Annotated in this window: 25 protein-coding genes; 6 read left to right on the top strand and 19 right to left on the bottom strand. The window is 40.9% G+C overall.

The features are described from left to right. Window positions 1-7: 7 nt before the first annotated feature. From lpxB to surE, 3 genes are read right to left on the bottom strand one after another with little or no spacing between them, the layout of a single operon-like run. Window positions 8-1,135 carry a lipid-A-disaccharide synthase gene (lpxB, locus tag BUC07_RS18355; protein WP_073173276.1) on the bottom strand — a complete coding sequence of 376 codons (1,128 nt, stop codon included), beginning with the start codon at window positions 1,133-1,135 and terminating at the stop codon, window positions 8-10. A gap of 1 nt (window position 1,136) precedes the next feature. Then, the gene (locus tag BUC07_RS18350) at window positions 1,137-1,415 is read right to left on the bottom strand and encodes a hypothetical protein (protein WP_073173273.1); all 279 of its coding nucleotides are present in this window, start codon (window positions 1,413-1,415) and stop codon (window positions 1,137-1,139) included. 20 nt (window positions 1,416-1,435) lie between these two features. Next, entirely contained in the window at window positions 1,436-2,197 is a 762-nt protein-coding gene (gene surE, locus BUC07_RS18345; RefSeq protein WP_073173269.1) for a 5'/3'-nucleotidase SurE, read from the bottom strand. Window positions 2,198-2,884: 687 nt separating this feature from the next. On the opposite strand from surE, the gene BUC07_RS18340 reads away from it, so the two are divergent. From BUC07_RS18340 to BUC07_RS18325, 4 genes are all read left to right on the top strand, one after another. Then, window positions 2,885-3,685: a Mut7-C RNAse domain-containing protein gene (locus BUC07_RS18340; RefSeq protein ID WP_217652736.1), complete on the top strand. Its 801-nt coding sequence runs from the start codon at window positions 2,885-2,887 to the stop codon at window positions 3,683-3,685. Window positions 3,686-3,883: 198 nt separating this feature from the next. After that, window positions 3,884-4,096: a hypothetical protein gene (locus BUC07_RS18335; RefSeq protein ID WP_139279648.1), complete on the top strand. Its 213-nt coding sequence runs from the start codon at window positions 3,884-3,886 to the stop codon at window positions 4,094-4,096. Beyond that, window positions 4,096-4,395, top strand: a complete 300-nt coding sequence (locus tag BUC07_RS18330; protein ID WP_073173263.1) for a type II toxin-antitoxin system RelE/ParE family toxin — start codon at window positions 4,096-4,098, stop codon at window positions 4,393-4,395. Before BUC07_RS18335 ends, BUC07_RS18330 begins: the two co-directional genes overlap by 1 nt. 30 nt (window positions 4,396-4,425) lie before the next feature. Next, window positions 4,426-4,638: a DUF2905 domain-containing protein gene (locus BUC07_RS18325; protein WP_073173260.1), complete on the top strand. Its 213-nt coding sequence runs from the start codon at window positions 4,426-4,428 to the stop codon at window positions 4,636-4,638. 64 nt (window positions 4,639-4,702) lie between these two features. Here BUC07_RS18325 and BUC07_RS18320 read toward each other — a convergent pair whose 3' ends face one another. From BUC07_RS18320 to hisG, 14 genes are all read right to left on the bottom strand, one after another. After that, entirely contained in the window at window positions 4,703-5,152 is a 450-nt protein-coding gene (locus BUC07_RS18320; RefSeq protein ID WP_073173258.1) for a cold-shock protein, read from the bottom strand. Window positions 5,153-5,203: 51 nt separating this feature from the next. Next, on the bottom strand, window positions 5,204-6,070 hold the full coding sequence (locus BUC07_RS18315; protein ID WP_073173255.1) for a sigma-70 family RNA polymerase sigma factor: 867 nt from the start codon (window positions 6,068-6,070) through the stop codon (window positions 5,204-5,206). Window positions 6,071-6,080: 10 nt separating this feature from the next. After that, window positions 6,081-7,157, bottom strand: a complete 1,077-nt coding sequence (locus BUC07_RS18310) for an NAD(P)H-dependent flavin oxidoreductase (protein WP_073173251.1) — start codon at window positions 7,155-7,157, stop codon at window positions 6,081-6,083. A 14-nt stretch (window positions 7,158-7,171) separates the two neighbouring features. Then, a complete protein-coding gene (locus tag BUC07_RS18305; RefSeq protein ID WP_073173249.1) occupies window positions 7,172-7,369 on the bottom strand; it encodes a cold-shock protein in 198 nt (65 codons plus the stop codon). Window positions 7,370-7,386: 17 nt separating this feature from the next. Next, window positions 7,387-7,641 (bottom strand): RNA recognition motif domain-containing protein, encoded by a 255-nt coding sequence (locus tag BUC07_RS18300; protein ID WP_073173318.1) that lies wholly within the window; start codon window positions 7,639-7,641, stop codon window positions 7,387-7,389. A 229-nt stretch (window positions 7,642-7,870) separates the two neighbouring features. Further along, a complete protein-coding gene (gene argB / locus BUC07_RS18295; protein ID WP_073173245.1) occupies window positions 7,871-8,638 on the bottom strand; it encodes an acetylglutamate kinase in 768 nt (255 codons plus the stop codon). A 15-nt stretch (window positions 8,639-8,653) separates the two neighbouring features. Then, the gene (gene hisH, locus BUC07_RS18290; RefSeq protein WP_073173314.1) at window positions 8,654-9,253 is read right to left on the bottom strand and encodes an imidazole glycerol phosphate synthase subunit HisH; all 600 of its coding nucleotides are present in this window, start codon (window positions 9,251-9,253) and stop codon (window positions 8,654-8,656) included. Window positions 9,254-9,331: 78 nt separating this feature from the next. After that, on the bottom strand, window positions 9,332-9,874 hold the full coding sequence (locus BUC07_RS18285) for a TlpA family protein disulfide reductase (protein ID WP_073173242.1): 543 nt from the start codon (window positions 9,872-9,874) through the stop codon (window positions 9,332-9,334). Between the two features lie 11 nt (window positions 9,875-9,885). Further along, the gene (locus tag BUC07_RS18280) at window positions 9,886-11,718 is read right to left on the bottom strand and encodes a hypothetical protein (protein ID WP_073173239.1); all 1,833 of its coding nucleotides are present in this window, start codon (window positions 11,716-11,718) and stop codon (window positions 9,886-9,888) included. A gap of 21 nt (window positions 11,719-11,739) precedes the next feature. Next, window positions 11,740-12,624: a formyltetrahydrofolate deformylase gene (gene purU / locus BUC07_RS18275; protein ID WP_073173236.1), complete on the bottom strand. Its 885-nt coding sequence runs from the start codon at window positions 12,622-12,624 to the stop codon at window positions 11,740-11,742. 141 nt (window positions 12,625-12,765) lie between these two features. After that, entirely contained in the window at window positions 12,766-13,887 is a 1,122-nt protein-coding gene (hisB, locus tag BUC07_RS18270) for a bifunctional histidinol-phosphatase/imidazoleglycerol-phosphate dehydratase HisB (RefSeq protein ID WP_073173232.1), read from the bottom strand. Next, a complete protein-coding gene (hisC, locus tag BUC07_RS18265) occupies window positions 13,884-14,915 on the bottom strand; it encodes a histidinol-phosphate transaminase (RefSeq protein ID WP_073173228.1) in 1,032 nt (343 codons plus the stop codon). The genes hisB and hisC overlap by 4 nt, the downstream gene beginning before the upstream one ends. 2 nt (window positions 14,916-14,917) lie before the next feature. Next, window positions 14,918-16,198, bottom strand: a complete 1,281-nt coding sequence (hisD, locus tag BUC07_RS18260) for a histidinol dehydrogenase (protein WP_073173225.1) — start codon at window positions 16,196-16,198, stop codon at window positions 14,918-14,920. 24 nt (window positions 16,199-16,222) lie between these two features. Continuing rightward, window positions 16,223-17,080, bottom strand: coding sequence for an ATP phosphoribosyltransferase (hisG, locus tag BUC07_RS18255; protein ID WP_073173311.1), 858 nt, complete (start codon window positions 17,078-17,080; stop codon window positions 16,223-16,225). Between the two features lie 388 nt (window positions 17,081-17,468). Here hisG and BUC07_RS18250 point away from each other — a divergent pair, with 388 nt between their 5' ends. Both BUC07_RS18250 and fumC read left to right on the top strand, forming a co-directional pair. Next, a complete protein-coding gene (locus tag BUC07_RS18250; protein ID WP_073173222.1) occupies window positions 17,469-18,575 on the top strand; it encodes a glycoside hydrolase family 88/105 protein in 1,107 nt (368 codons plus the stop codon). Window positions 18,576-18,688: 113 nt separating this feature from the next. Next, the gene (gene fumC / locus BUC07_RS18245) at window positions 18,689-20,083 is read left to right on the top strand and encodes a class II fumarate hydratase (protein ID WP_073173219.1); all 1,395 of its coding nucleotides are present in this window, start codon (window positions 18,689-18,691) and stop codon (window positions 20,081-20,083) included. Window positions 20,084-20,176: 93 nt separating this feature from the next. On the opposite strand, the gene BUC07_RS18240 is transcribed toward fumC, so the two are convergent. Both BUC07_RS18240 and BUC07_RS18235 read right to left on the bottom strand, forming a co-directional pair. Further along, entirely contained in the window at window positions 20,177-20,551 is a 375-nt protein-coding gene (locus BUC07_RS18240; RefSeq protein ID WP_073173217.1) for a DUF2147 domain-containing protein, read from the bottom strand. Between the two features lie 137 nt (window positions 20,552-20,688). After that, window positions 20,689-21,045: a DNA gyrase inhibitor YacG gene (locus BUC07_RS18235; RefSeq protein WP_073173214.1), complete on the bottom strand. Its 357-nt coding sequence runs from the start codon at window positions 21,043-21,045 to the stop codon at window positions 20,689-20,691. Window positions 21,046-21,370: the final 325 nt, after the last annotated feature.

Below are 21,370 nucleotides of genomic sequence, written 5' to 3'. Positions count from 1 at the left end.
TTCAGTTTTATTTGAGTAATTCAACCATTTTTTTTGCAGCCCGGTGCGATGTTCCCGGTTCTCCCATCCGGTTTTTTAAACGCGAATAGTCATCCAATATTTTGTTTCGGTAGTCCTCATCAAACAACAGTTTCTGCATTTCGTTTTTTACATTTTTCAGTGTCATTTTCACCTGAATAAATTCCCGTACAATTTCGCGGTTCATAATAATGTTGGGAAGCGAAACGCCGGCCATGTCAAACACGAAATTGCGCATAATGAAATCAACCAGCCAGCCGCCTTCTACTTTGTAAATTACAGTCTGCGGAACATTGAACAGTGCCGTTTCCAGCGCCGCTGTTCCTGATGCAACCAATGCCGTGTGGGCATTGTTGAGCAAATCGTAGGTTTGGTTGTAAATGATTTTTACACCGGATTTGCTTAAAAACCGGAGGTATAATTTTATGTCGATGCTGTTCACGCCCGCTACCACAAACTGAAATTCTGGATATAATTCAGCAACCTTCACCATCATGGGCAAAGTGCGTTTTATTTCCTGCGTGCGGCTGCCGGCGAGTAAGGCTACCATCGGCCTTTCATCCAGATTGTTCTGTGTGAGGAATTCATTTTTTGGCAAGGCATTTTTTTTGAAAGAAGCAACGGAATCGAGCAGCGGGTTGCCCACGTAATGCACATCCATCCCGTGTTTTTTGTAAAATTCAGTTTCAAAGGGCAGGATGGTAAATAGTTCATCCACAACCTTCCGGATTTTTTTTACACGGTACTCTTTCCAGGCCCACACTTTGGGAGAAATATAATAGAAAACTTTTATTTCGTGTTTTTTGGCAAATTCGGCAACGCGCAGGTTAAAACCGGGATAGTCGATTAGAATAATCACATCGGGACGGAATTGCAGGATATCTTTTTTGCAGAAGTTCAGGTTGCGGTTGATGGTTTTCAGGTTGAGCAGCACATTTACAATACCCATGAATGCCATCTCGCGGTAGTGTTTAACCAGTTCGTCGCCGGCGTTTTGCATCAGGTCGCCGCCAAAAAACCGAAACTGCGCTTCCGGGTCCTCTTTTTTGAGTTGGGCCATTAGGTTTGAACCGTGCAAATCGCCCGAAGCTTCACCTGCAATCAAATAGTACTTCATGCTAAAAAGTTTTTGATATTAAAATTGCCAGGGCGTAAATGATGGTAGCGCCCAGTACTCCGCGGGCGGCACGTTCGTAATTAATTTTTATGAAACCCATAAAAACCAGCAGATTGGCAAAAACGCACAAACTTCCCAGTTTCACAAGGGCCTGCAGGTGCCAAAGACTGTTAACATACTTGCTGAAAGAAACATCTTTTTCGCCTAAAAGATAGACCGCCAGAAAAATGATGACCGGCACTGAAAAACCGGCCAAAAATCCCACGAGGGATTTATCCATTGGCTTTCTTTTGCTGCGTATCAAAATGTCCAGTCTTTAAGTTCGTCAAGCGTTTTATAACAAGTCATATCCACTGATACCGGCACTATCGAAACGTAATTGTTTTGCAGGGCATAAATGTCGGTTTCAGCGGCCTCTTCTTCAAAATTTTTAAAATACCCGGCCAGCCAGTGGTATTCCCTGCCGTGCGGGTCGGTCCGTTTTTCAAACTCCTCCACCCATTTGCCGTGCGTTTGACGGCACACTTTTATGCCCTTGGGTTTGCCTTTTGGGACATTCACATTGAGGCAGGTAAAAGGCGGAATTCCGTTGTCGAGCACGCTTTGAAAAACTTTTGCTACAATAATTTTGGCTTTTGAGAAATCGGCATCGGGGGCAAAATCGTCGAGCGAAAAACCGATGGAAGGCACTCCGTGGAGGCTCCCTTCAATGGCTGCTCCCATCGTTCCGCTGTATATTACACTTATGGACGTGTTGGCCCCGTGGTTGATTCCCGAAACCACATAATCGGGCGTGCGATCGAATAAATTGTTAAAGCTAAGCTTCACGCTGTCAACCGGTGTGCCGTTGCTTTTGTAGGTTGGCGCGCCGTGAATATTTTCAACGGGTGTGGCTCTGAGTGGCTGGTCAACTGTTATTCCGCAGGCTTTGCCCGACATGGATACTTCAGATGAAATAACCACCACATCGCCAAAAAACTGCATCACTTCTACCAGCGCCCGAAGCCCGCCGGCATGTATTCCGTCGTCGTTTGTTACTAATATATAAGGTTTATCTGCCATAACTTTTTAAATAAATAGCAAAGATAACCGAAATATGCAAGATGAAATAATTTAAAATGGATGATTTATCCCGGTGGGAGGTTGACTTTCCCAAGTCAACCACGAAGAGGTAATTCCGCGGAAGCAGAAGTAGAATTTATAAATAAGGTAATAAGGTTGGCGTGTGTGCGTGAACTGCCCGGTTACTAAGGTTAGTTTAAAAAAATAATGTTTTTGAGAGGTGAGTTTAAAATTCGATGTTTTATGCACAAATCAACCTTAAATAAAGTAACTACCTTCGGTGTCGCTCCAAGCGACACCGAGGGTTTGGAATGTAACATCCCGTTGTCTATCCGTCAGGCGGATCGAACCGCTGGACGGGTAATTTCACGGAAGCAGAAGTAGAATTTTTTTAAAAAAATAAGATAATAAGGTTGCGGTGCATGTGAATTTGCCCGGTTACTGAGGTTGATTTTGAAATAAGGTTTTTGAAAGGGGGAGATTAAAATTTGACATTTTATGTACAAATCAACCTTAAATAAATTAACACCTTCGGCGTCGCTCCAAGCGACACCGAGGGTTGGAAAATATATCGTTGTTCTTTATTTTACCCGTCAAGCGGATCGAACCGCTGGACGGGTATTCAGGAAACGAAAAAAATAGTTAGGGATTTGGCCGACCATTTATTATCTTTCGAATATTCTGGATATGAATAAAATGGAAGCAGATCGATTTATAAAGAAAGATAAAAACCATTCCCCGGTTTTGCGGAAATCGGTTTTCCGATTTTACGAAGAACTGAACGACCATTTGCCTGAACCCGTGCGGAAGAAGGAGTTCACTTTTGAGTTTACCGGAACGCCTTCGGTGAAAAATTCAATCCAGGCCATTGGCATTCCGCATGGCGAAGTGGATTTGATTTTGGTTAACGGTGAACCGGTTGATTTTGATTACCAAATGCAGGGGGGCGAAAAAATTTCGGTTTACCCGGTTTTTGAGTCGCTGGATATTTCCCCGGTGGAGCGCCTGCGCCCCGAACCGTTGCGCGACCCGCGGTTTGTGGTGGATGTAAATCTGGGAAAACTCGCCTTAAAGTTGCGTTTGCTGGGTTTCGACACGCTGTTCCGAAACGATTTTGAAGACGATGAAATTATCCGGATTTCACTCGGTGAAAAACGGATTATCCTCACACGTGACAAGGGAATTCTCAAACAAAATGTAGTGAAACATGGCTATTTTCTCCGAAATGACGATCCGAAAAAACAGTTGAAAGAAGTGGTTGATCGGTTGCAGCTGCATCATAAATTCCGTCCGTTTTCGCGTTGTGTGAGCTGCAATGGCGAATTGCAAAAAGCCGATAAAAAAGAGTTGAACCAACTTGTTTCGGATGATACATTACAGTATTACAATGAATTCTGGCAATGCAGCGATTGCGGACAGGTTTACTGGAAAGGTTCCCATTTTGGTAACATCCTGCGTTGGATTGAAGATTTGAAACAGGAGCACTGATTCGTATTTTTGGGTACTGAAGCAAATTTTACGGCGAGAGTCCAAAGAAAACTCTGATGGGGATATATTTCCCAATGAATACATGGTACAATACCACCTGGATAACCTGCAGAAGAAAATAGAAAAGTTACACTCGCTAAGCAGAAACCAATTATGAATATTATTCGTTATTTTTGTAGGAGATAAAAAATGGAAGTTATGAATGTCATTGAAAAAAGAGACTTTATACACAGTAATTTGCACCGTGCCAATGAAAAGACTATCAATGAGTTTTATGAAAAACTTCGTAAAGAAGAAGTTTTGGTAACCAAACTGGAAAGCAGGGCACAAAAAGCGGAAGCTGACATCCGGTCAGGAAAAGTTTTTTCGAGAGAAGAAATTGAGCAAAGAACTGTAAACATACGCCGTTGATGAAACTTGTTTACACAGAACAGTCACTTGTCAGCCTTGAAGAAGCATTAAATTTTATTGCCCATAAAGTAAGCCATGAGAAACTGATTGAAATCAGAAATGAAATCTTAGATGCAGCAGATTCCTTGCTGTTACAACCTCTTCAAGGGCGGACAGAACCCTATTTAGAGCACTTGAATTTAGGGCACCGCCGTTTGATTGTTAGTCATTATAAAATCATTTACCGGGTTATTGGGGAAGCAATTTATATTACCGATATCTTTGATTCCAGGCAAGACCCCGCAAAAATGAAAGGATAATGGAATTGCAATAAAAAGAAATTTAACAACATGGCACGCTGGTTTATAATTGCAGGAATAATTCTGATTGTCATCGGGTTGATTCTCTGGCTGGCACCTGGGCTGTTCAGCTGGTTCGGCAGATTACCGGGCGATATTCGCATTGAAAAAGAGAACACCAGAGTTTTTATACCCATTACTTCTATGCTGCTCATCAGCATAATATTAACCTTACTGATTAATTTAATCAGGTACCTGAAATAGATAAGGAGCCTGGAGCTTGCCTGTGCAAGCTTCCGGCATGAAAATAAATGAAAGTGTGAATTTGTTAGCGAATCAATTTAACCTGAACAGCTATGGGCCCTTTAGGCCCCATTTCCACTTCAAAACTTACGAGGTTGCCTTCCTGGATTTGTTCCAGGCAGTTGTTGATATGCACAAATACGCTTTCCTTGGTTTCCGAGTCGTTGATAAAACCGAACCCTTTCGAATCGTTGAAAAAATTCACCGTTCCTTTCCGGATCGGATCCATTTCCACTTCTTCGTTGGATGGCACACTCACATCAATATCTTCTGCATTAATTTCGGTTTTTGCATCGGGGTCGGGCGGGGTGTCAACAATGTTCCCGTTTTCGTCCACATAGGCAATCATATCATCCAGACTGTTCGATTTGCTCTCTTCTTTTCTGGCTTGCCTTTTTTTCTCTTTCTCTTTACGTTTTTTTTCTTTTTTGTTTCTGACTTCTTTTTTGTTAAAAGATTCTTGTGATCTTCCCATAAATTCTGATATAAATTCTTTTAAATTTTGTGTTAATATAAATGATTTGTTTTAATACTCCAAAAAAGCATAATTTTCTTTTAGCAACAATTTGAGTTTGTCCAAAGCATTCCGTTTAATTTGCCTGATTCTTTCGGCCGACATCTCGTATTTCGATGCAATATCGTGAAGCGAAAACACGGGAGTGTTGCAAAGTCCGAACGACATGGTCAGTATTTTTGATTCGCGTTCGGAAAGCTTGCACATGGCTCTTCGTATGTTTTCTTCAACCGATTCCTGCATCAGGTTATTGTCGGGCGAAGGAAAATGTTCGGTTTGAACAATGTCGTAGAGGTTGAAATCATTATCGCCATCGAGTGACAGCGGCTTGTCGAATGAAACCTGCCTTTTTTTTATTTGGTTTGCTGTTTCCACTTCGGTTTTCGAAATATCGAGGTGGCCTGCAATTTCTGAATCGGTGGGTTCGCGCTGAAATTCCTGCTCGAGGTAGGGGATTGCTTTTTTTATTTTGTTGATTGACGAAAGCCTGTTGAGGGGCAATCGTACCACCCGGGTTTGTTCTGAAATGGCCTGCATTATCGATTGGCGTATCCACCAAACGGCATAGGAAATAAATTTGAACCCCCGGGTTTCATCAAATCTTTTGGCGGCTTTTACCAGTCCGAGGTTTCCTTCGTTGATAAGGTCGGAAAACGAAAGACCCTGGTTTTGATATTGTTTGGCTACAGAAATTACAAAACGCAGGTTGGCCTGTACCAGTTTGTTTAGTGCATCGGTATCACCAGCCCGGATTCGAACGCTCAACTCCACCTCCTCTTCTGCCGTTACCATGGGATATTTGCTAATCTCATTAAAGTAGCGGTTAATGGTGTCGTCGTTACGTTGAGTAATTTGTTTTGTAATTTTTAATTGCCGCATTCAAATTGTGTTAATTTTTACTTTCTTCGTCGTCGTATTCCTCTCGCAAATCGCTAAATACCTTGTTAACAGTTGAAATTTTACTGACCTGTCCTGCGCTGGACCCGGTAAAAACAAAACCATCGGCCAGGTTTCCTTTGTAAGCTGCAAGCAAGGCACTGGCAATACAAAAGGACGTGGTTTTAGGATCACACGATTTAATGCAGTTGTATTTACATACATCGGGGCGTCGTTTTCCTGCCACAGCTTCCCTCAGAAATGAGCCTGAAATTGAACGGCCCGGCATTCCTACCGGACTTTTAATGATTTCAATATCATCGTCACCAGCCTGAACAAAAGCGTTTTTGAACTCTGCCGACGCATCGCACTCTTCAGTAGCCACAAAACGGGTTCCCAATTGAACAGCGGTGGCTCCCTGTTTTATTATTTTAAACATATCGTTACCAGAGAAAATACCGCCGGCAGCGATTACCGGAATATCTTTATTGTATTTCTCCTTCATTTCGCGGGTAACTTTCAATATGTCCGCAACGAGGTTTTCGAGGGTATTGCTTTCTTTTTCAAGCTCATTTGGCTTGAACCCAAGATGTCCACCGGCTTTTGGGCCTTCAACAACCAGTGCATCGGGCAGGTAGTTGAAATTTTGTTTCCATTTGTGGCAGATTAAATTAGCTGCGCGCGATGAGGAAACAATGGGGGCCAGTTTTGTTTTAATTCCTTCGCCCAAATATTTTGGTAAATCGAGTGGAAGGCCTGCACCGGAAAAGATAATATCAATTCCTTCTTCAATTGAGGTGCGTACCATATCGGAAAAATTGGTTATCACCGACATGATATTTACCCCCAGGATACCCTGGGTTTTTTCACGGGCTTTTCTAATCTCTGACCGGATGGCATCGATGTGTCTTTTCCTCAGGTTGCCACTTTGGGTTTCGTCAATAAAACCTATGCCAACTGTTGATATAACACCAATTCCGCCATTATTTGCAACGGCTGATGCCAACCCTGCCAAAGAAATACCAATACCCATTCCTCCCTGAATGATCGGAACGGGTATTTTTAGTTCTCCAATATTAAATGGATTCAAATTGTTAATCCTGATTAAACCGGTTTTACATTTACCGCAAAAAGGCCTTTATCGCCTGTTTTGGTTTCAAATTCTACTTCCTGCTCGGGTTGCAACCCATCGTATGAGTTGGTTAGCCCGCTGCGATGTACAAAAATATCATCGCCGTTTTCTTGTTCAATAAAACCAAATCCTTTGGTTTCGTTGTACCATTTTACTTTACCTGTATTCATCTTTTACTTACTTTCTTTTAAAAATTAGATTTTCTGGGCCTTGCTTCGTTTACAACCATGTCGCGGTCCTCGTAAACAGCTCCGTTCAAATCGGTAATTGCTTTGTTTGCTTCTTCTTTGTTTTCCATGGTAACAAAACCAAAACCTCTGCTTCTTCCGGTAAATTTGTCTGAAATAATTTTAGCTTCAGTAACTGTTCCATACTCTTCGAATACCTCCTGGAGGTCTTGTTCTTCTACCTTGAAATCAAGGTTTCCTACATAAATGTTCATTGTAATAAAAATTAAATTGTTACATTTTAACCGCAGACCTGTTTTTTTATTTGACGGGCCTGTTGTTAAAATCATTTTCCTGATTTAAAAAAAAGTGCAGTGATGAACTAATATTTGGGGGGTGTGAATTAGTAAATGAATGCGCAAATTCTCAAACCTTAAATCGCGACAAAGGTACGATTTTTTTTGACGGAAACAGGAAGTTGCTGGTTTTTATTTTATTGGATGACTAAACCAACCGGGTACCGCGTCCACTTGAAAGGTTTTCGGTATTTGTTATAAGAACTTCTTTTACACCGTTTCGTTTGGCCCTGAACCCGTTGTCAAGCTTGGGAAGCATCCCGGTGCTGATAACGCCTTTTTGTTTATAATCGTTGAATTGTTCGGCCTGAAGTTCATAAATTATCTTGCTGTCATCGTCGGGATCGAGCAAAACACCTGGTTTATCGAAACAATAGAAAAGAAAAGTGCTGTAATGACCTGAAAGTTCAATGGCCAGTTCAGCAGCTATTGTATCGGCATTTGTATTGAGGAGACTTCCTTTTCCGTCGTGTGTGAGCGGAGCCACCACGGGGACCACATTTTCGTTTAACATCAGGCGCAGTTCGCGGCTGTTCACGTCATTTACATCGCCAACAAAACCGTAGTCGATTTCGCCCGCCGGGCGTTTTATGGCACTGATGAGGTTTAAATCGGCTCCAGTGAGGCCAATGGCATTGCAACCGCGCGCCTGCAGACCGGCCACAATTTTTTTATTAACCAGGCCGCCGTAAACCATTGTTACCACATCCAGCATCGATTTGCTGGTGATGCGCCGTCCGTCAACCAATTCGGTTTCTATTCCCAGTTTTCCAGCAACTTCTGTGGCGGTATTCCCTCCGCCATGAACCAGAATTTTATTTCCTGAAAACCGATTGAACTGGTCGAGTAAAAGGTTCAGCTGTTGTGTATCTTCCACAACTTTTCCACCCACTTTTATAATTGTTAATCTATCCATTGTTCGTTTTAACGTTTAAATTTCCAAAAAGTTCTTTAAAATTCGGGCCCCAATTTCCCCGCTTTTTTCGGGGTGAAACTGGGTGGCGTAAAAATTATTTTTTTGAAGTGCTGCACTAAATGGCACAATGTAATTACACGTTGCGGCAGTATCTTTCCCAATTCCTGCATAATACGAATGTACAAAATATACGTATTTATTTTCCAGCTCTTTGGTGAAAAGATTGCTTTTTAACCCAGTAATGGAATTCCAGCCCATGTGCGGAACTTTTGTAATGTATTCTTTTCCGGGCTCGGGAACAAAACGTTTCACTTTTTCGTCGAATATTCCGAGGCATTTGGTGTCACCCTCTTCCGAATGCGAACACATGAGCTGCAGCCCCAGGCAAATTCCCAATACCGGTTGTTTAAGCGAAACAATCAGCTCGTCAAGTTTATGTTTTCGGAGATAATCCATTGTGGTGCTGGCTTCGCCAACTCCAGGGAAAATAACCTTGTCGGCATTTCGGATTTTTTCGTGATCGGCTGTAATTTCTGCATTCACACCCAGTCGGTTCAGTGCATTGTTTACCGATTCGATGTTTCCTGCATTGTATTTTATGATGACGATTTTCATGAAAGTTACATGTTTCAGGTTACATGTTTCAGGTTTTGGTTGCTTCTTAACTTGCAACCTGCAACCTGAATCCTGTAACTATTTCAATAATATTTTTATTACTTCTACCATTTCATTAAATTCCTCTTTTTTGAAAAGCCGGGTCATATAAACGATTTTTCCTGAGCGGTCGATAATTACATTCCGGGTTACACCGGCACCTTGTGCTGCAAAAGTGTAAAATATTTCACCCCCGGGATCGAGTGCCAGCGGATAACTGATTTTCATGTCGCTGGCAAACTTTTTTACTTTTTCCAGCGGTTCATCCAAATCAACGCCAATCAGCACAAAATCGTCGTTGTTTTTGTGTTTCTGCCAGATTTCCTTTTCAATGTGCGGCATCTCTTTCCGGCACACGCCACACCAGCTTGCGGTAAACTGGAGCATCACAACTTTACCTTTCAAATCGGCAGTTGTAATTTTTGTTCCGTCTGTCAGTGTCATTTCAATGTTGGGCATTTGCTGGCCGATTTTGACGATGTAACCGTAATCGGGCGGGATTTCCTGCCGGGGGATACTTGTGTTTTGTGCAGTCACACTTAAATTCAGAAATAAATAAATAAAAAATAAGTATTTTTTCATCTTCAAAAGATTTAATGTTTGAACTTTTGTTTTAAAAAATAAAAATACTCCTGAAGTGGTTTTTTAAAATGGTTAATACTGATTTTACTTTGAATAAAGTTTTCAAATAGTTGTTGGGACAAATCCACTTCCTTAAAGATAAATGCATAATATGATAGTTCTAGTTCATATCTCATTTTTAAAGGCGAATTCTCTAGTTTAGAAATGATATTTTTGGCATCGTTATAATTTTTTTTCTGTGTTTGAAGTAGAGGTGAAAAATCTTTTTGAGAAAAATAAGTTTGATATTCAACTAGATTATTTAAAATTTCAAAGAGCGTAGCAATCGCCTCCAATTCATTATCGTATTCCTTATAAATTTTTAATGCCTCCTCAAGTCTATGTATTTTATTTACTGCTCCTTGAAGTTCTAATTTTTTAAAGATGTAGTCTATATTCTCTACTTCACCTAGTTTACGAAGATTGAGGCATCGATGATTAATACATTCTATTGGGATATTTTCAAAATAGTTACTAAATGTCATTTTCTCTGAATTAATGAACGAAGAAATAATTGATAAGTTTTGGAAATAATTTGAAGGAATTTGATTTCTGATACTTTTCATCAGGTCTAAAAAATCCATGAAAAAGAAGAGAGCTTCAATTTTGGAATTATTTCTTATTATTTCAAAAATATTATTATTGATTTTATCAAAATACTGTTTGTAGTTTAGGTTGTTTGTAATTGCTATTTTGAGTAGGTGAGATATACCAATAAAGTATTCTATTCCCTCTGTTTTTGATAAAAAATGTAATTCAAATTCATTTATGATTTGTGAAATTTTCTTTGTTTGGTTGCATTGTCTATAGTAAGTTATTTCATAATCGAAGATTTTAATCTTATCGTTAGTAGATTCATTTTTGAAAGTTTCTTTGTATTCATTTAAAAGATTAAAAGCATCTGAATTATTTTCCAAGAGATGAATGTCAATCAAATTTTGAAATGCTATATGTGTAATTTCTTTTTTTATTTTTTTGACATTTTTAATGTTTCTTTCATATAAATTCTTAGCTGTTAAAGTGATGTTGAAATTTCTTTCAAAAACAGCATGATTATTTAACGCGATAAAATAAAGTTCATTTTTTTCTACTTCTAAATTGTATATAATTTCATGATTTATTTCTCTTGATTTACTGAATTTGCCTTGTTGGTAGTAAATAAATGAAAGAAGATGGCTTTTAGAAGTATTACTTTGAATTTTCTTAGCGAATTTCTCAGCATTTTTAATGTTTCCCAAATTCAGATTATGCCAGCTAAGTTTTGTTAAAATAAAATCTTTTTCTTTTTCAGTTAGGTTAAGTTTTAATGCTAGTTGGTTTAATTTCAACAGTCTATAATCATAATTTTCTATAACTTTTTCTACGCTTTTTATAAAAACTATCTTTCCAGGTGTAGATAAAAATAGATGTTTGTAGTACCATTCAATATTTTTATATAAATCAGGAAGGTAAAAAATATGATAGAATATAAAGATTTCATTTTTTCTTCTATTTTTTATTTTCACTGTAAGTACATAAGCCAATATTATTTCATGAAATAAAGGAAAATAAAATGATATGCTAATGTTTAATACTATTATCCAATAAATAATATGGGTTAGAATGCCAATTTTTGAATATATTAATGTGTATGTAAAAATTAATACTAATGTGAGAAAAAGACTTTTTAAAAAACGGATTTTACTTACTTTTCGTTTTAGACTGAAAATTATTATTTGAGATAAAACAGCAAGCAAAAGAAGGATAAAAGTTTCTCTTAAAGAGTGTTCTTCCAAAAAGCTGTATAAACTCATAATAAATTCCATTTTTTCAAATTCTAAAATTAGTTAGTTGAACACTACAGTCCTGTTTTTGTAAACGAGAATTTTACGCTGCAAGTGTTTATATACTGCCTGCGAGAGTACGATTTTTTCCAGGTCGCGGCCTTTGCGGATGAGGTTTTGAATGGTATCCACGTGGCTGCAACGCGTAACATCCTGTTCGATGATGGGACCGCCATCGAGTTCGGAAGTAACGTAATGACTGGTGGCACCAATAATTTTCACGCCTCGCTTATGCGCTGCATGGTAGGGTTTTGCACCTGCAAACGCCGGCAAAAATGAGTGGTGAATGTTGATGATTTTGTTTGGAAATTGTTTTACAAAATCGCTCGAAAGTATTTGCATGTAACGTGCGAGCACCACAAAATCAATATTTTTCTCTTTCAGCAGCTCCAGCTCTTTTTGTTCCTGTTCTGCTTTGTTTTCTTTGGTAACCGGGAAATAGTGAAAATCAATGTCAAATCGTTCTGCCACAGGTTTTAGCAGTTCGTGATTGCTGATGATAAGTGGAATTTTTACATCCCATTCACCGGCAGTGTAGCGAGCCAGGATATCGAACAGACAGTGCGGCATTTTTGAGACGAACAGCGCCATTCGCGGAATTTCATCGGAAAAATAAAGTTTCCAGGTCATTTTGAGCGGAGAGGCAATCAATGTGTCGAAATATTCCCCGATTTTACCGGGCGGGATGGCAAAGTTTTCCAGCTCCCATTCCACGCGCATGTAGAATGTTTTTTCCTGCCTGTCCACATGCTGGTCGAGGTAAATAATATTCCCCTTGTTTTTGTTCAGAAACTCGGTTACTGTTGCCAGGATTCCCTGCCTGTCAGGGCAGTGAATCAACAGAATTGCCGTGTTTTTTCGTTCGCGTAGTGGTTTTATTGTCTTCATAGTTAAAGCCCCCTAAATCCCCCGGGAGGGGGACTTTTTGCCGCGAGGGTGACGACTTTTAATATGTTTTGCTAATCTTCATAATTACGATATTCATCTTTCATTTTTCTCCCCTTTGGGGAGATTAAGAGGGGCTTCTTTTCATAATTTCCCTTTTGTGGATGGCAATTCGAAATTAAACAAATCGCGTTTTACGGCCATTTTTATTGCCCGGGCAAGCGATTTAAATATAGCTTCTATTTTGTGGTGCTCGTTTTTTCCTTCTGCTTTAATGTGCAGATTGCACTGCGCGGCATCGGAAAAAGATTTAAAGAAATGCATGAACATTTCGGTGGGCATGTCGCCCACTTTTTCGCGGTGAAACTCGGTTTCCCACACCAGCCAGGGGCGCCCGCCAAAATCGATGGCCACCAGTGCCAGGCAATCATCCATAGGCAGGCAAAATCCGTAACGTTCCATGCCTTTTTTGCTACTAACAGCTTTTTTAAATGCTTCACCAAGTGCAAGTGCTGTGTCTTCAATGGTGTGGTGCTCGTCCACTTCCAAATCACCCTTTACTTTTATTTCGATATCGATTCCGGCATGGCGTCCGATCTGCGCCAGCATGTGATCGAAAAAATTCAGACCGGTTGAAATATCCGAAACTCCGTTTCCATCGAGATTTATTTTTACAAAAATATCGGTCTCTTTGGTGGTGCGTTTCACTTCTGCGGTTCGTTCCGGGGCAGCTACGCAGGCATAAATATCGTCCCAGTCATTTGAAATTAGTACACAATGTTCTTCCAATCCTTGTTTTTCCAGTTCTTCCAAAAGGCTTCCGTCATTGAAAAGAATTCCTTTTGCACCCAGATTTTTGGCCAGCTCAATGTCGGTCAGCCGGTCGCCAATTACAAAACTGTTTGCCAAGTCGTAATCACCTTTCATGTATTTTTTCATCAAACCTGTGCCGGGTTTCCGGGTTGGAAGATTTTCTTCCGGAAAACTTTTGTCAATTAAAATATCATCGAAAATTACACCTTCATTTTCAAAAGCCTTCAACATTTTATTATGGACGGGCCAAAAAGTATTTTCGGGGTAAGAATCTGTTCCCAGTCCATCCTGGTTCGAAACAATAACCAGTTCGTAATCCGTATTTTTTTGAATATTGAACAGGTTGCGAAAAACGCCCGGGATAAATTCCAGCTTTTCCAGCGAGTCTATCTGCTCGTCTTCCGGCTCAACAATCAAAGTTCCGTCGCGGTCGATAAATAATGCTCGTTTCATATCAAATCGTTCAATGCTTTTAATAATTGCTCGTTTTCTTTTGATGTTCCGATGGTAATCCGCAGGCTGTCATCGCACAAATGAATTTTTGAACGGTCGCGCACCACAATTCCACGTTCTGCAAGATAATCATAAATTCCCCGGGCATCGTGCATTTTTACCAGCAGGAAGTTGGCATCCGAAGGGAATATTTTTTCAACAAACGGAAAATTTTTCAGCAGTTCAGCCATTTTGGCCCGTTCAGCAATTATCCGCTTCACCCACTTCTCAACTTTTTCACGATTGTCAGTCAGCTCCATTGCCTTTTCCTGTGTAAGAATATTCAGATTGTAGGGGTATTTTATTTTGTTTAGGACCGAGATGATTTCCGGCGCGGCAAATGCCATTCCCAGTCGTATGCCGGCCATTCCCCAGGCTTTTGAAAAGGTTTGCAAAATAACGAGGTTCGAGTGGTTCGAAAGTTCTGGCAACAGCGATTTGCCCGGTGCAAAATCGATGTAAGCTTCATCGAGCACAATAATTCCGTTGAATTTTTTAACTAATTGAAGCACGGCTTCCTTTCCAAGCAGATTTCCGGTTGGGTTGTTGGGTGAACACAAAAATATCAGTTTTGTATTTTCGTCGGCAGCATTTAGCATTTGTTCTGCATCGAGCTGAAAATCTTCGGTGAGCGACACTTTTTTTACTTCCACGTTATTAACCGATGCTGCCACTTTATACATTCCGTAAGTTGGGTCGATAGTTACAATGTTTTCCTTTCCCGGCTCGCAAAACGACCGGATAAGCAGGTCAATCGGCTCGTCGCTGCCGTTTCCCAGAAAAATCTGTTCAGGTTTTACATTTTTCAGTGCAGCTACTTTTTCTTTTAAGTTTTTCTGCAGCGGATCGGGGTAGCGATTGTACGGCTCGTTAAATGGATTTTCATTGGCATCGAGAAAAACCATCGCTTCGCCCGAGTACTCGCTGCGCGCTGATGAATAAGGCTGAAGGTTTTTTATGTTTTTGCGAAGAAGATTGTTTATATTCATAATTATATTTTTTTCAGCCTTAAACTCACAGCATTTTTGTGCGCCTCCAATAGTTCTTCTGCTGCCATGATTTCAATTGACGGTCCAATTTTTTTAAGCCCTTCCGGTGTTAGTTCCTGAAACGTAATTTTTTTCATGAAACTGTCGAGGTTAACACCGCTGTACGTTTTTGCCCAACCATTGGTGGGAAGCGTGTGGTTCGTCCCTGAAGCATAATCACCGGCGCTTTCAGGTGTGAAATTTCCCAAAAACACTGAACCTGCGTTCACCACTTTTTCAGCTAGTTTCGAATAATCCTCGGTGCATAAAATTAAATGTTCCGGTGCATATTCGTTAATCATATCAAGCGTGTCCTGCTGGCTTTTCAGGATAATGGCCAGGCTGTTTTCCAGCGATTTTTTGGCCACCTCTTTTCTTGGAAGATATTCGAGTTGAATAGTGATCTGTTCCCTGATTTCATGCACCAGCATCTGGCTGTTGGCCAGTAAAATCACCTGGCTGTCGGCACCGTGTTCTGCCTGCGATAAAAGGTCGGAGGCCACAAAAGCGGGGTTAGCCGATTCGTCGGCAATTACCATCACTTCCGAGGGGCCTGCCGGCATATCGATAGCCACATCGTTCATACTTACCAGTTGTTTTGCTGCAGTTACAAACTGGTTGCCCGGTCCGAAAATTTTGTTCACTTTTGGCACCGACTCCGTTCCGTAAGCCATCGCGCCAATTGCCTGAACGCCGCCCAGTTTGAACATGTTTTTTACGCCGGCTATTTTGGCGGCGAACAAAATGGCCGGATGAATTTTTCCGTCTTTGCCCGGAGGTGTGCACAGAACTATTTCTTTACAACCTGCAATACGCGCCGGAATAGCCAGCATCAACACCGTGGAAAACAGTGGTGCCGTTCCTCCGGGGGTGTACAATCCTACTTTTTCGATGGCTACTGCTTTTTGCCAGCAGGTAACACCGGGCACCGTTTCAATTTTTTTTATTTCCGGTTTTTGGGCAGCATGAAATTTTTCGATGTTTGCAGAAGTTAGTTGTATCGCTTCTTTCAGTTCCGAGCTGACCTGTTTTTCAGCAGCATTCATTTCTTCGTCCGAAACCTTGAATTCTTCCAGGTCAACACCATCAAATTTTTGAGTGTATTTCCTGAGCGCTGCATCGCCCGTTTGCCGAATGTCGGTTAAAACAGCCTGCACTTTTTCATGTAAATCGCTTACGTCAAACTGTGGGCGTTTCAAAAGTTCAGGCCATTCGCTTCTCTCCGGATTGACAATTGTCTTCATTTTGAGTTATTATATTTTTTTCAATCAAAAAATCATTTTTTCGATAGGAACAACCAGGATTCCTTCGGCACCGGCTTTTTTCAGTTTTCCGATAATTTCCCAGAAATCGTCTTCCGCAATCACTGAATGCATCGAACTCCAGCCTTCTTTGGCCAATGGTACTAACGTTGGACTTTTCATTCCCGGAAGCAGGGCAGCCACTTCTTCAATTTTTTCGTTGGGTGTGTTCAGCAGAATATATTTCTTGCCTTCTGCCCGCTGTACCGATTCCATCCGGAAAATAAGTTCATCCAGTATTTCTCTTTTTTCTGCCGGCAAATCAGGGCGTGAAATTAAAACTGCTTCCGATTTTACAACTACTTCCACTTCTTTCAGGCGGTTGCTTACCAGCGTAGAACCGGAACTTACGATGTCGAAAATGGCATCGGCCAAACCGATTCCTGGAGCAATTTCCACCGAACCGGTAATTATATGAATTTCAGCCTCTACGTTATTTTCGTGCAGAAACTTCTTCAGGATGTTGGGGTATGAGGTGGCAATTTTTTTGCCGTTAAAAAATTCGACACCCGGGTAATCGGTGTTTTTGGGAATAGCGAGAGAAAGGCGGCATTTGCTGAATCCCAGCCGTTTGGAAATCACTACATTTTCCTGCTTTTCCAGCATCTCATTTTCGCCGACAATACCCACATCGGCCACGCCGTCAGCTACCGTTTGTGGAATGTCATCGTCGCGGAGAAAAAGTGCTTCCATTGGGAAATTGCCGGCAGTTGATACCAGTTTTCGTTTTCCCATGCTTAAATCGATGCCCGATTCGCGAATGAGCTCCATCGAATCTTCGTTTAACCGTCCTTTTGTCTGAATTGCAATTTTTAGTTTTTCCATAATTTCAATCATTATTACTATATTGAACAGATCCCGAATCGCTCCCAAAGGGATAAATTCGCTTTCGGGATTTTGTTTGACTAAAAGATTTCACTTCGTTATTCCTCGTGAAATTTAAGTCAAACAAAAAAGGCCTGCCTTGTCGGCAAGCCCTTAGTTTATGTTTTTTACGAAACAATACAACACCAGCCTACCAACTTTGGTAAATTTCAGAATGGCCGTGATGTCCGTGTCCGTAATTCATTTCAGTATTATTTTGTGCAAGTATAACGATTAATTTGCTTGAAAGCAATCCCGAATTTTAATTCTACCCATTTGTTAAAAATTATTTTACAAAGTTATTTTGAAAATGCAATCGATTGCATATATTTGAACCAAAATTAAAATCATGAAGAAAATAGTTGTTACAATTATTGCTATCGCTGCATTGTTTTCTGTTTCCATAGCTCAAACTCAGGAAACCCAAAAACTTTTTGAAGATTCGTACATCAAAAAAACAATGAAAACTGCATTGGACTGGCAGTTGCACCATCCAAAACACAAATTGTATGACTGGACAAACGGTGCTTTTTATGCCGGCGTTTTTGCAGCGTACGAAACGCTCGACGATAAAAATATTTACAATGCCATTGAAGCAATGGGCGAGGCGAACCGTTGGAAACCCGGCCCGCGGCTGCACCATGCCGATGATCATGTAATTTGTCAGACTTACATTGATATGTACCGCGTCTCGGGCGAACGGAAAATGATCCGTCCGTTTATTGAAACCCTTGATGAATTTATGGCAACGCCTTATGAAACTGGTGGCATCCGAAAAATTACCTGGTGGTGGTGCGATGCGCTGTTTATGGCTCCGCCAGCTTTTGTAAAACTGGGAATTACACTCGATGAGGAAAAATACCTCAAACTGAGTGACAAATTATGGAAAGAAACATACGATTTGTTGTACGACCAGGAAGAGCATTTGTATGCACGTGATGTAAACTATAAACTGGATGAGCCTGGAATTGAACCCAGAACAGAAGCAAACGGCGAGAAAATATTCTGGTCGCGCGGAAATGGCTGGGTAATGGGTGGACTGGTGCGCGTGCTGGAAGAATTACCCGCCGACTGGCCAACGCGCGATTTTTATATTCAGAACTACAAAGAAATGGCTGCGCGTGTGGCATCGCTGCAGCAGGAAGATGGTTTGTGGCGTGCCAGTCTGCTCGATCCGGAATCTTACCCCGGAGGCGAAGCCAGTGGTTCAGGATTTTTTACTTATGCGCTGGCTTGGGGAATTAACAACGGAATACTCGATAAAGGGAAATATTTGCCGGTGGTGGAGAAAGCCTGGATTGGATTGAATTCGCTGATTCAGCCTGACGGAAGAGTAGGCTGGGTGCAACCCATTGGTGCCGATCCGCGCAAAAACTTTTCTGCCGATAGCTGGGAAGTTTATGGAACCGGAGCGTTTTTGCTTGCCGGCAGCGAAGTGATTAAGCTGGATGAATAAGAAATTTAAAAGGAATAAGAAATCGGTTCAGAAAAATGAACCGGTTTTTTTTTCTCATTTTTCAAAATCCGAACATTCAATTTCAATGAACGTTTGAATAAAAAAAGTACGTTATGGAATACAGGATTGAAAAAGATACGATGGGAGAAGTGAAAGTTCCTTCAGATAAATACTGGGGAGCTCAAACCGAGCGCAGTCGCAATAACTTTAAAATTGGCGAACCGGCCAACATGCCCAAAGAAATTATTTATGCATTTGCTTACCTGAAAAAAGCTGCGGCATTAACTAATTTCGAACTCGGAGTTTTAGCAAAAGAAAAGGCTGATGTAATTGCAAAAGTTTGCGATGAAATTCTGGATGGAAAACACGACGACCAGTTTCCGCTGGTAATTTGGCAAACCGGCAGCGGCACCCAGAGCAACATGAACATGAATGAGGTGATTGCCAATCGGGCGCATGTGCTGCTGGGAGGAAAACTGACGGATAACGAAAAAAAACTGAGTCCGAACGACGACGTAAACAAAAGCCAGAGCAGCAACGACACTTTTCCCACTGCCATGCACATTGCAGCATACAAACTAACTTATGAAACTACGCTGCCGGGAGTACAAAAACTTAGAGACACGCTGAAGCAGAAATCAAACGATTTTAAAGACGTGGTAAAAACCGGTCGCACTCATTTTATGGATGCCACGCCGCTGACTTTAGGCCAGGAATTCAGTGGCTATGTGCAGCAGCTCGACAATGGTATTGATTTGCTGAAAACGTCGCTTCAGAAAGTAAGTGAAATTGCCCTGGGCGGAACAGCCGTAGGAACCGGATTAAATACTCCCAAAGGTTATGCAGAGGCAGTGGCCGAAAAGATTGAAAAATTAACCGGACTTCCGTTTGTTACTGCTCCCAATAAGTTTGAAGCCCTTGCAGCGCACGATGCCATGGTTGGCCTGAGCAGCGCTTTCCGCCGGCTGGCTGTGAGTTTGATGAAAATTGGGAACGATATCCGGATGCTGAGCAGCGGGCCACGTTGCGGAATCGGTGAAATTTTTATTCCTGAAAATGAACCGGGTTCGAGCATTATGCCGGGAAAAGTAAATCCCACTCAGGTCGAAGCGTTGACCATGGTAGCTGCCCAGGTGATGGGCAACGATGTAACGGTTGGAATTGCCGGAAGCAACGGCCAGTTTGAGCTGAATGTGTTTAAGCCGGTGATGGCGGCAAATGTGCTGCAAAGTGCCCGCCTGCTGGCCGATGCCTGCGTAAGTTTTAACGACAACTGCGCGGCTGGAATTGACCCGAACAAACCGGTAATTGAAGGTTACCTTGAAAATTCACTGATGCTGGTAACCGCACTGAACCGTCATATTGGATACAACAAAGCCGCTGAAATTGCCAAAAAAGCGTATCGCGAAAACCTTACATTAAAACAGGCAGCTACTGATCTGGGGTATGTTTCGGAAGAAGATTTTGACAACTGGGTGGATCCGAAAAAGATGATTGGAGAGGGATGAAATTGAGTGAAAAGTAACCGGGCAGCGGTAAAAAGTAAAAGGAAAAAAGCTGTCTGAAAAGTAATCGGTTGTTCAGGCAGCTTTTTGCCAAATTTATTCTTTTGCTTTTTTTGCGGTGAACGGCAGCGCTCCTTCCGGCGTGTCGGCAGTGCCTTTCATTTTGTCTTCTTCGATGGTTCCTTTAATGGCAATTTCGTTGTAATCAACTGTAAATTTGCATTTTAATTCACCGTCTTCATAAGTAACATCTCTCAACGGCAGTTTGTAACCATCGGCAAATTTTACTTCGCCAGCTAATTTGCCTTCTTTTTCAGAAATAATTATGGAACCTTTTTCATAGCCATAGGGTGCATGCTGGCTTTCGTATTTCCATTCACCGATAATTTCACTTTTTTCAGCGGGGGTGGCGGCATGCAAAAAACAGGGGCCCAATACTGCGATAATCAATAGTACAAGAACTTTTTTCATTTTTTATAGATTTAAGTTTGACATGAACAAATTTCATACGGTTTATTGAATTATCCAAGAAATACTGGAAATTTTTATGCTTAAAAATTTTTTGGTTGCTTGTTCCGTTTTCCCTGGTTAAATTTCCTTTGAATGGTTTATCTATTCTCTTTTCTTACAAGCAGATATTTGTTGTTTTCCAATACCGAAAATCCCTGGTCGTAACAGAAATAATAAACCCTTCCGGTTCGTGTTTTGTAAATGTGGGTAAAGTACTTAAAATTATACCCGTTTTTTTCCAGTACCGATTTGTACAATGTTGTTTTTCCCGACTGGTTGTGTTTCTCCAAAACGGAATGATTTTTTTTGAGAATGCGGTTGATTTTGCGGATGTAGTTGGTAGAACCGCTCAGTTTTTTATTGTTGTAGGCATTCCTACAGGCATCGCTGCAAAACTTTTGATCGGCACGGCCGCGGAGAGGTTCGCCACATTCCAAACATTTTCTTTGTTCCATGGGAGTATTTTGTTTTAGTTTTAAAATGCTAATATACAAAAATATATCCGTTTGTAAACGTTTGCAATTGTTTATAAGCGCTTACAACTATTTAAAAACCGGCTAATTTTTGCATCCCACTTTACCTTTGGTGTACAATTTCGTTTTAGTTAAAAATTTAAAATTTTGAATCATGAATGTATTAAGAAACAGTGTCAGGCTTATCGGTAATTTGGGCGAAGATCCTAAAGTAGGGTTTGCTGAAAAACTAACGATTTATTTTTAATAGGCATTGTTCAACTCCGTTATTAGCAGGTTGAAAATTCACTAATAATTCCATTGTCTG

The sequence above is a fragment of the Tangfeifania diversioriginum genome (assembly GCF_900141875.1).
Lineage (GTDB): Bacteria > Bacteroidota > Bacteroidia > Bacteroidales > Prolixibacteraceae > Tangfeifania > Tangfeifania diversioriginum.
This window is presented reverse-complemented; position numbering and strand designations above follow the sequence as displayed.

Coding starts and splice junctions, on each gene's coding strand:
- lpxB (WP_073173276.1), bottom strand. CDS start 1,135: ATGAAGTACTATTTGATTGCAGGTGAAGCTTCGGGCGATTTGCACGGT.
- BUC07_RS18350 (WP_073173273.1), bottom strand. CDS start 1,415: ATGGATAAATCCCTCGTGGGATTTTTGGCCGGTTTTTCAGTGCCGGTC.
- surE (WP_073173269.1), bottom strand. CDS start 2,197: ATGGCAGATAAACCTTATATATTAGTAACAAACGACGACGGAATACAT.
- BUC07_RS18340 (WP_217652736.1), top strand. CDS start 2,885: ATGAATAAAATGGAAGCAGATCGATTTATAAAGAAAGATAAAAACCAT.
- BUC07_RS18335 (WP_139279648.1), top strand. CDS start 3,884: ATGAATGTCATTGAAAAAAGAGACTTTATACACAGTAATTTGCACCGT.
- BUC07_RS18330 (WP_073173263.1), top strand. CDS start 4,096: ATGAAACTTGTTTACACAGAACAGTCACTTGTCAGCCTTGAAGAAGCA.
- BUC07_RS18325 (WP_073173260.1), top strand. CDS start 4,426: ATGGCACGCTGGTTTATAATTGCAGGAATAATTCTGATTGTCATCGGG.
- BUC07_RS18320 (WP_073173258.1), bottom strand. CDS start 5,152: ATGGGAAGATCACAAGAATCTTTTAACAAAAAAGAAGTCAGAAACAAA.
- BUC07_RS18315 (WP_073173255.1), bottom strand. CDS start 6,070: ATGCGGCAATTAAAAATTACAAAACAAATTACTCAACGTAACGACGAC.
- BUC07_RS18305 (WP_073173249.1), bottom strand. CDS start 7,369: ATGAATACAGGTAAAGTAAAATGGTACAACGAAACCAAAGGATTTGGT.
- BUC07_RS18300 (WP_073173318.1), bottom strand. CDS start 7,641: ATGAACATTTATGTAGGAAACCTTGATTTCAAGGTAGAAGAACAAGAC.
- argB (WP_073173245.1), bottom strand. CDS start 8,638: ATGGATAGATTAACAATTATAAAAGTGGGTGGAAAAGTTGTGGAAGAT.
- hisH (WP_073173314.1), bottom strand. CDS start 9,253: ATGAAAATCGTCATCATAAAATACAATGCAGGAAACATCGAATCGGTA.
- BUC07_RS18285 (WP_073173242.1), bottom strand. CDS start 9,874: ATGAAAAAATACTTATTTTTTATTTATTTATTTCTGAATTTAAGTGTG.
- BUC07_RS18280 (WP_073173239.1), bottom strand. CDS start 11,718: ATGGAATTTATTATGAGTTTATACAGCTTTTTGGAAGAACACTCTTTA.
- purU (WP_073173236.1), bottom strand. CDS start 12,624: ATGAAGACAATAAAACCACTACGCGAACGAAAAAACACGGCAATTCTG.
- hisB (WP_073173232.1), bottom strand. CDS start 13,887: ATGAAACGAGCATTATTTATCGACCGCGACGGAACTTTGATTGTTGAG.
- hisC (WP_073173228.1), bottom strand. CDS start 14,915: ATGAATATAAACAATCTTCTTCGCAAAAACATAAAAAACCTTCAGCCT.
- hisD (WP_073173225.1), bottom strand. CDS start 16,198: ATGAAGACAATTGTCAATCCGGAGAGAAGCGAATGGCCTGAACTTTTG.
- hisG (WP_073173311.1), bottom strand. CDS start 17,080: ATGGAAAAACTAAAAATTGCAATTCAGACAAAAGGACGGTTAAACGAA.
- BUC07_RS18250 (WP_073173222.1), top strand. CDS start 17,469: ATGAAGAAAATAGTTGTTACAATTATTGCTATCGCTGCATTGTTTTCT.
- fumC (WP_073173219.1), top strand. CDS start 18,689: ATGGAATACAGGATTGAAAAAGATACGATGGGAGAAGTGAAAGTTCCT.
- BUC07_RS18240 (WP_073173217.1), bottom strand. CDS start 20,551: ATGAAAAAAGTTCTTGTACTATTGATTATCGCAGTATTGGGCCCCTGT.
- BUC07_RS18235 (WP_073173214.1), bottom strand. CDS start 21,045: ATGGAACAAAGAAAATGTTTGGAATGTGGCGAACCTCTCCGCGGCCGT.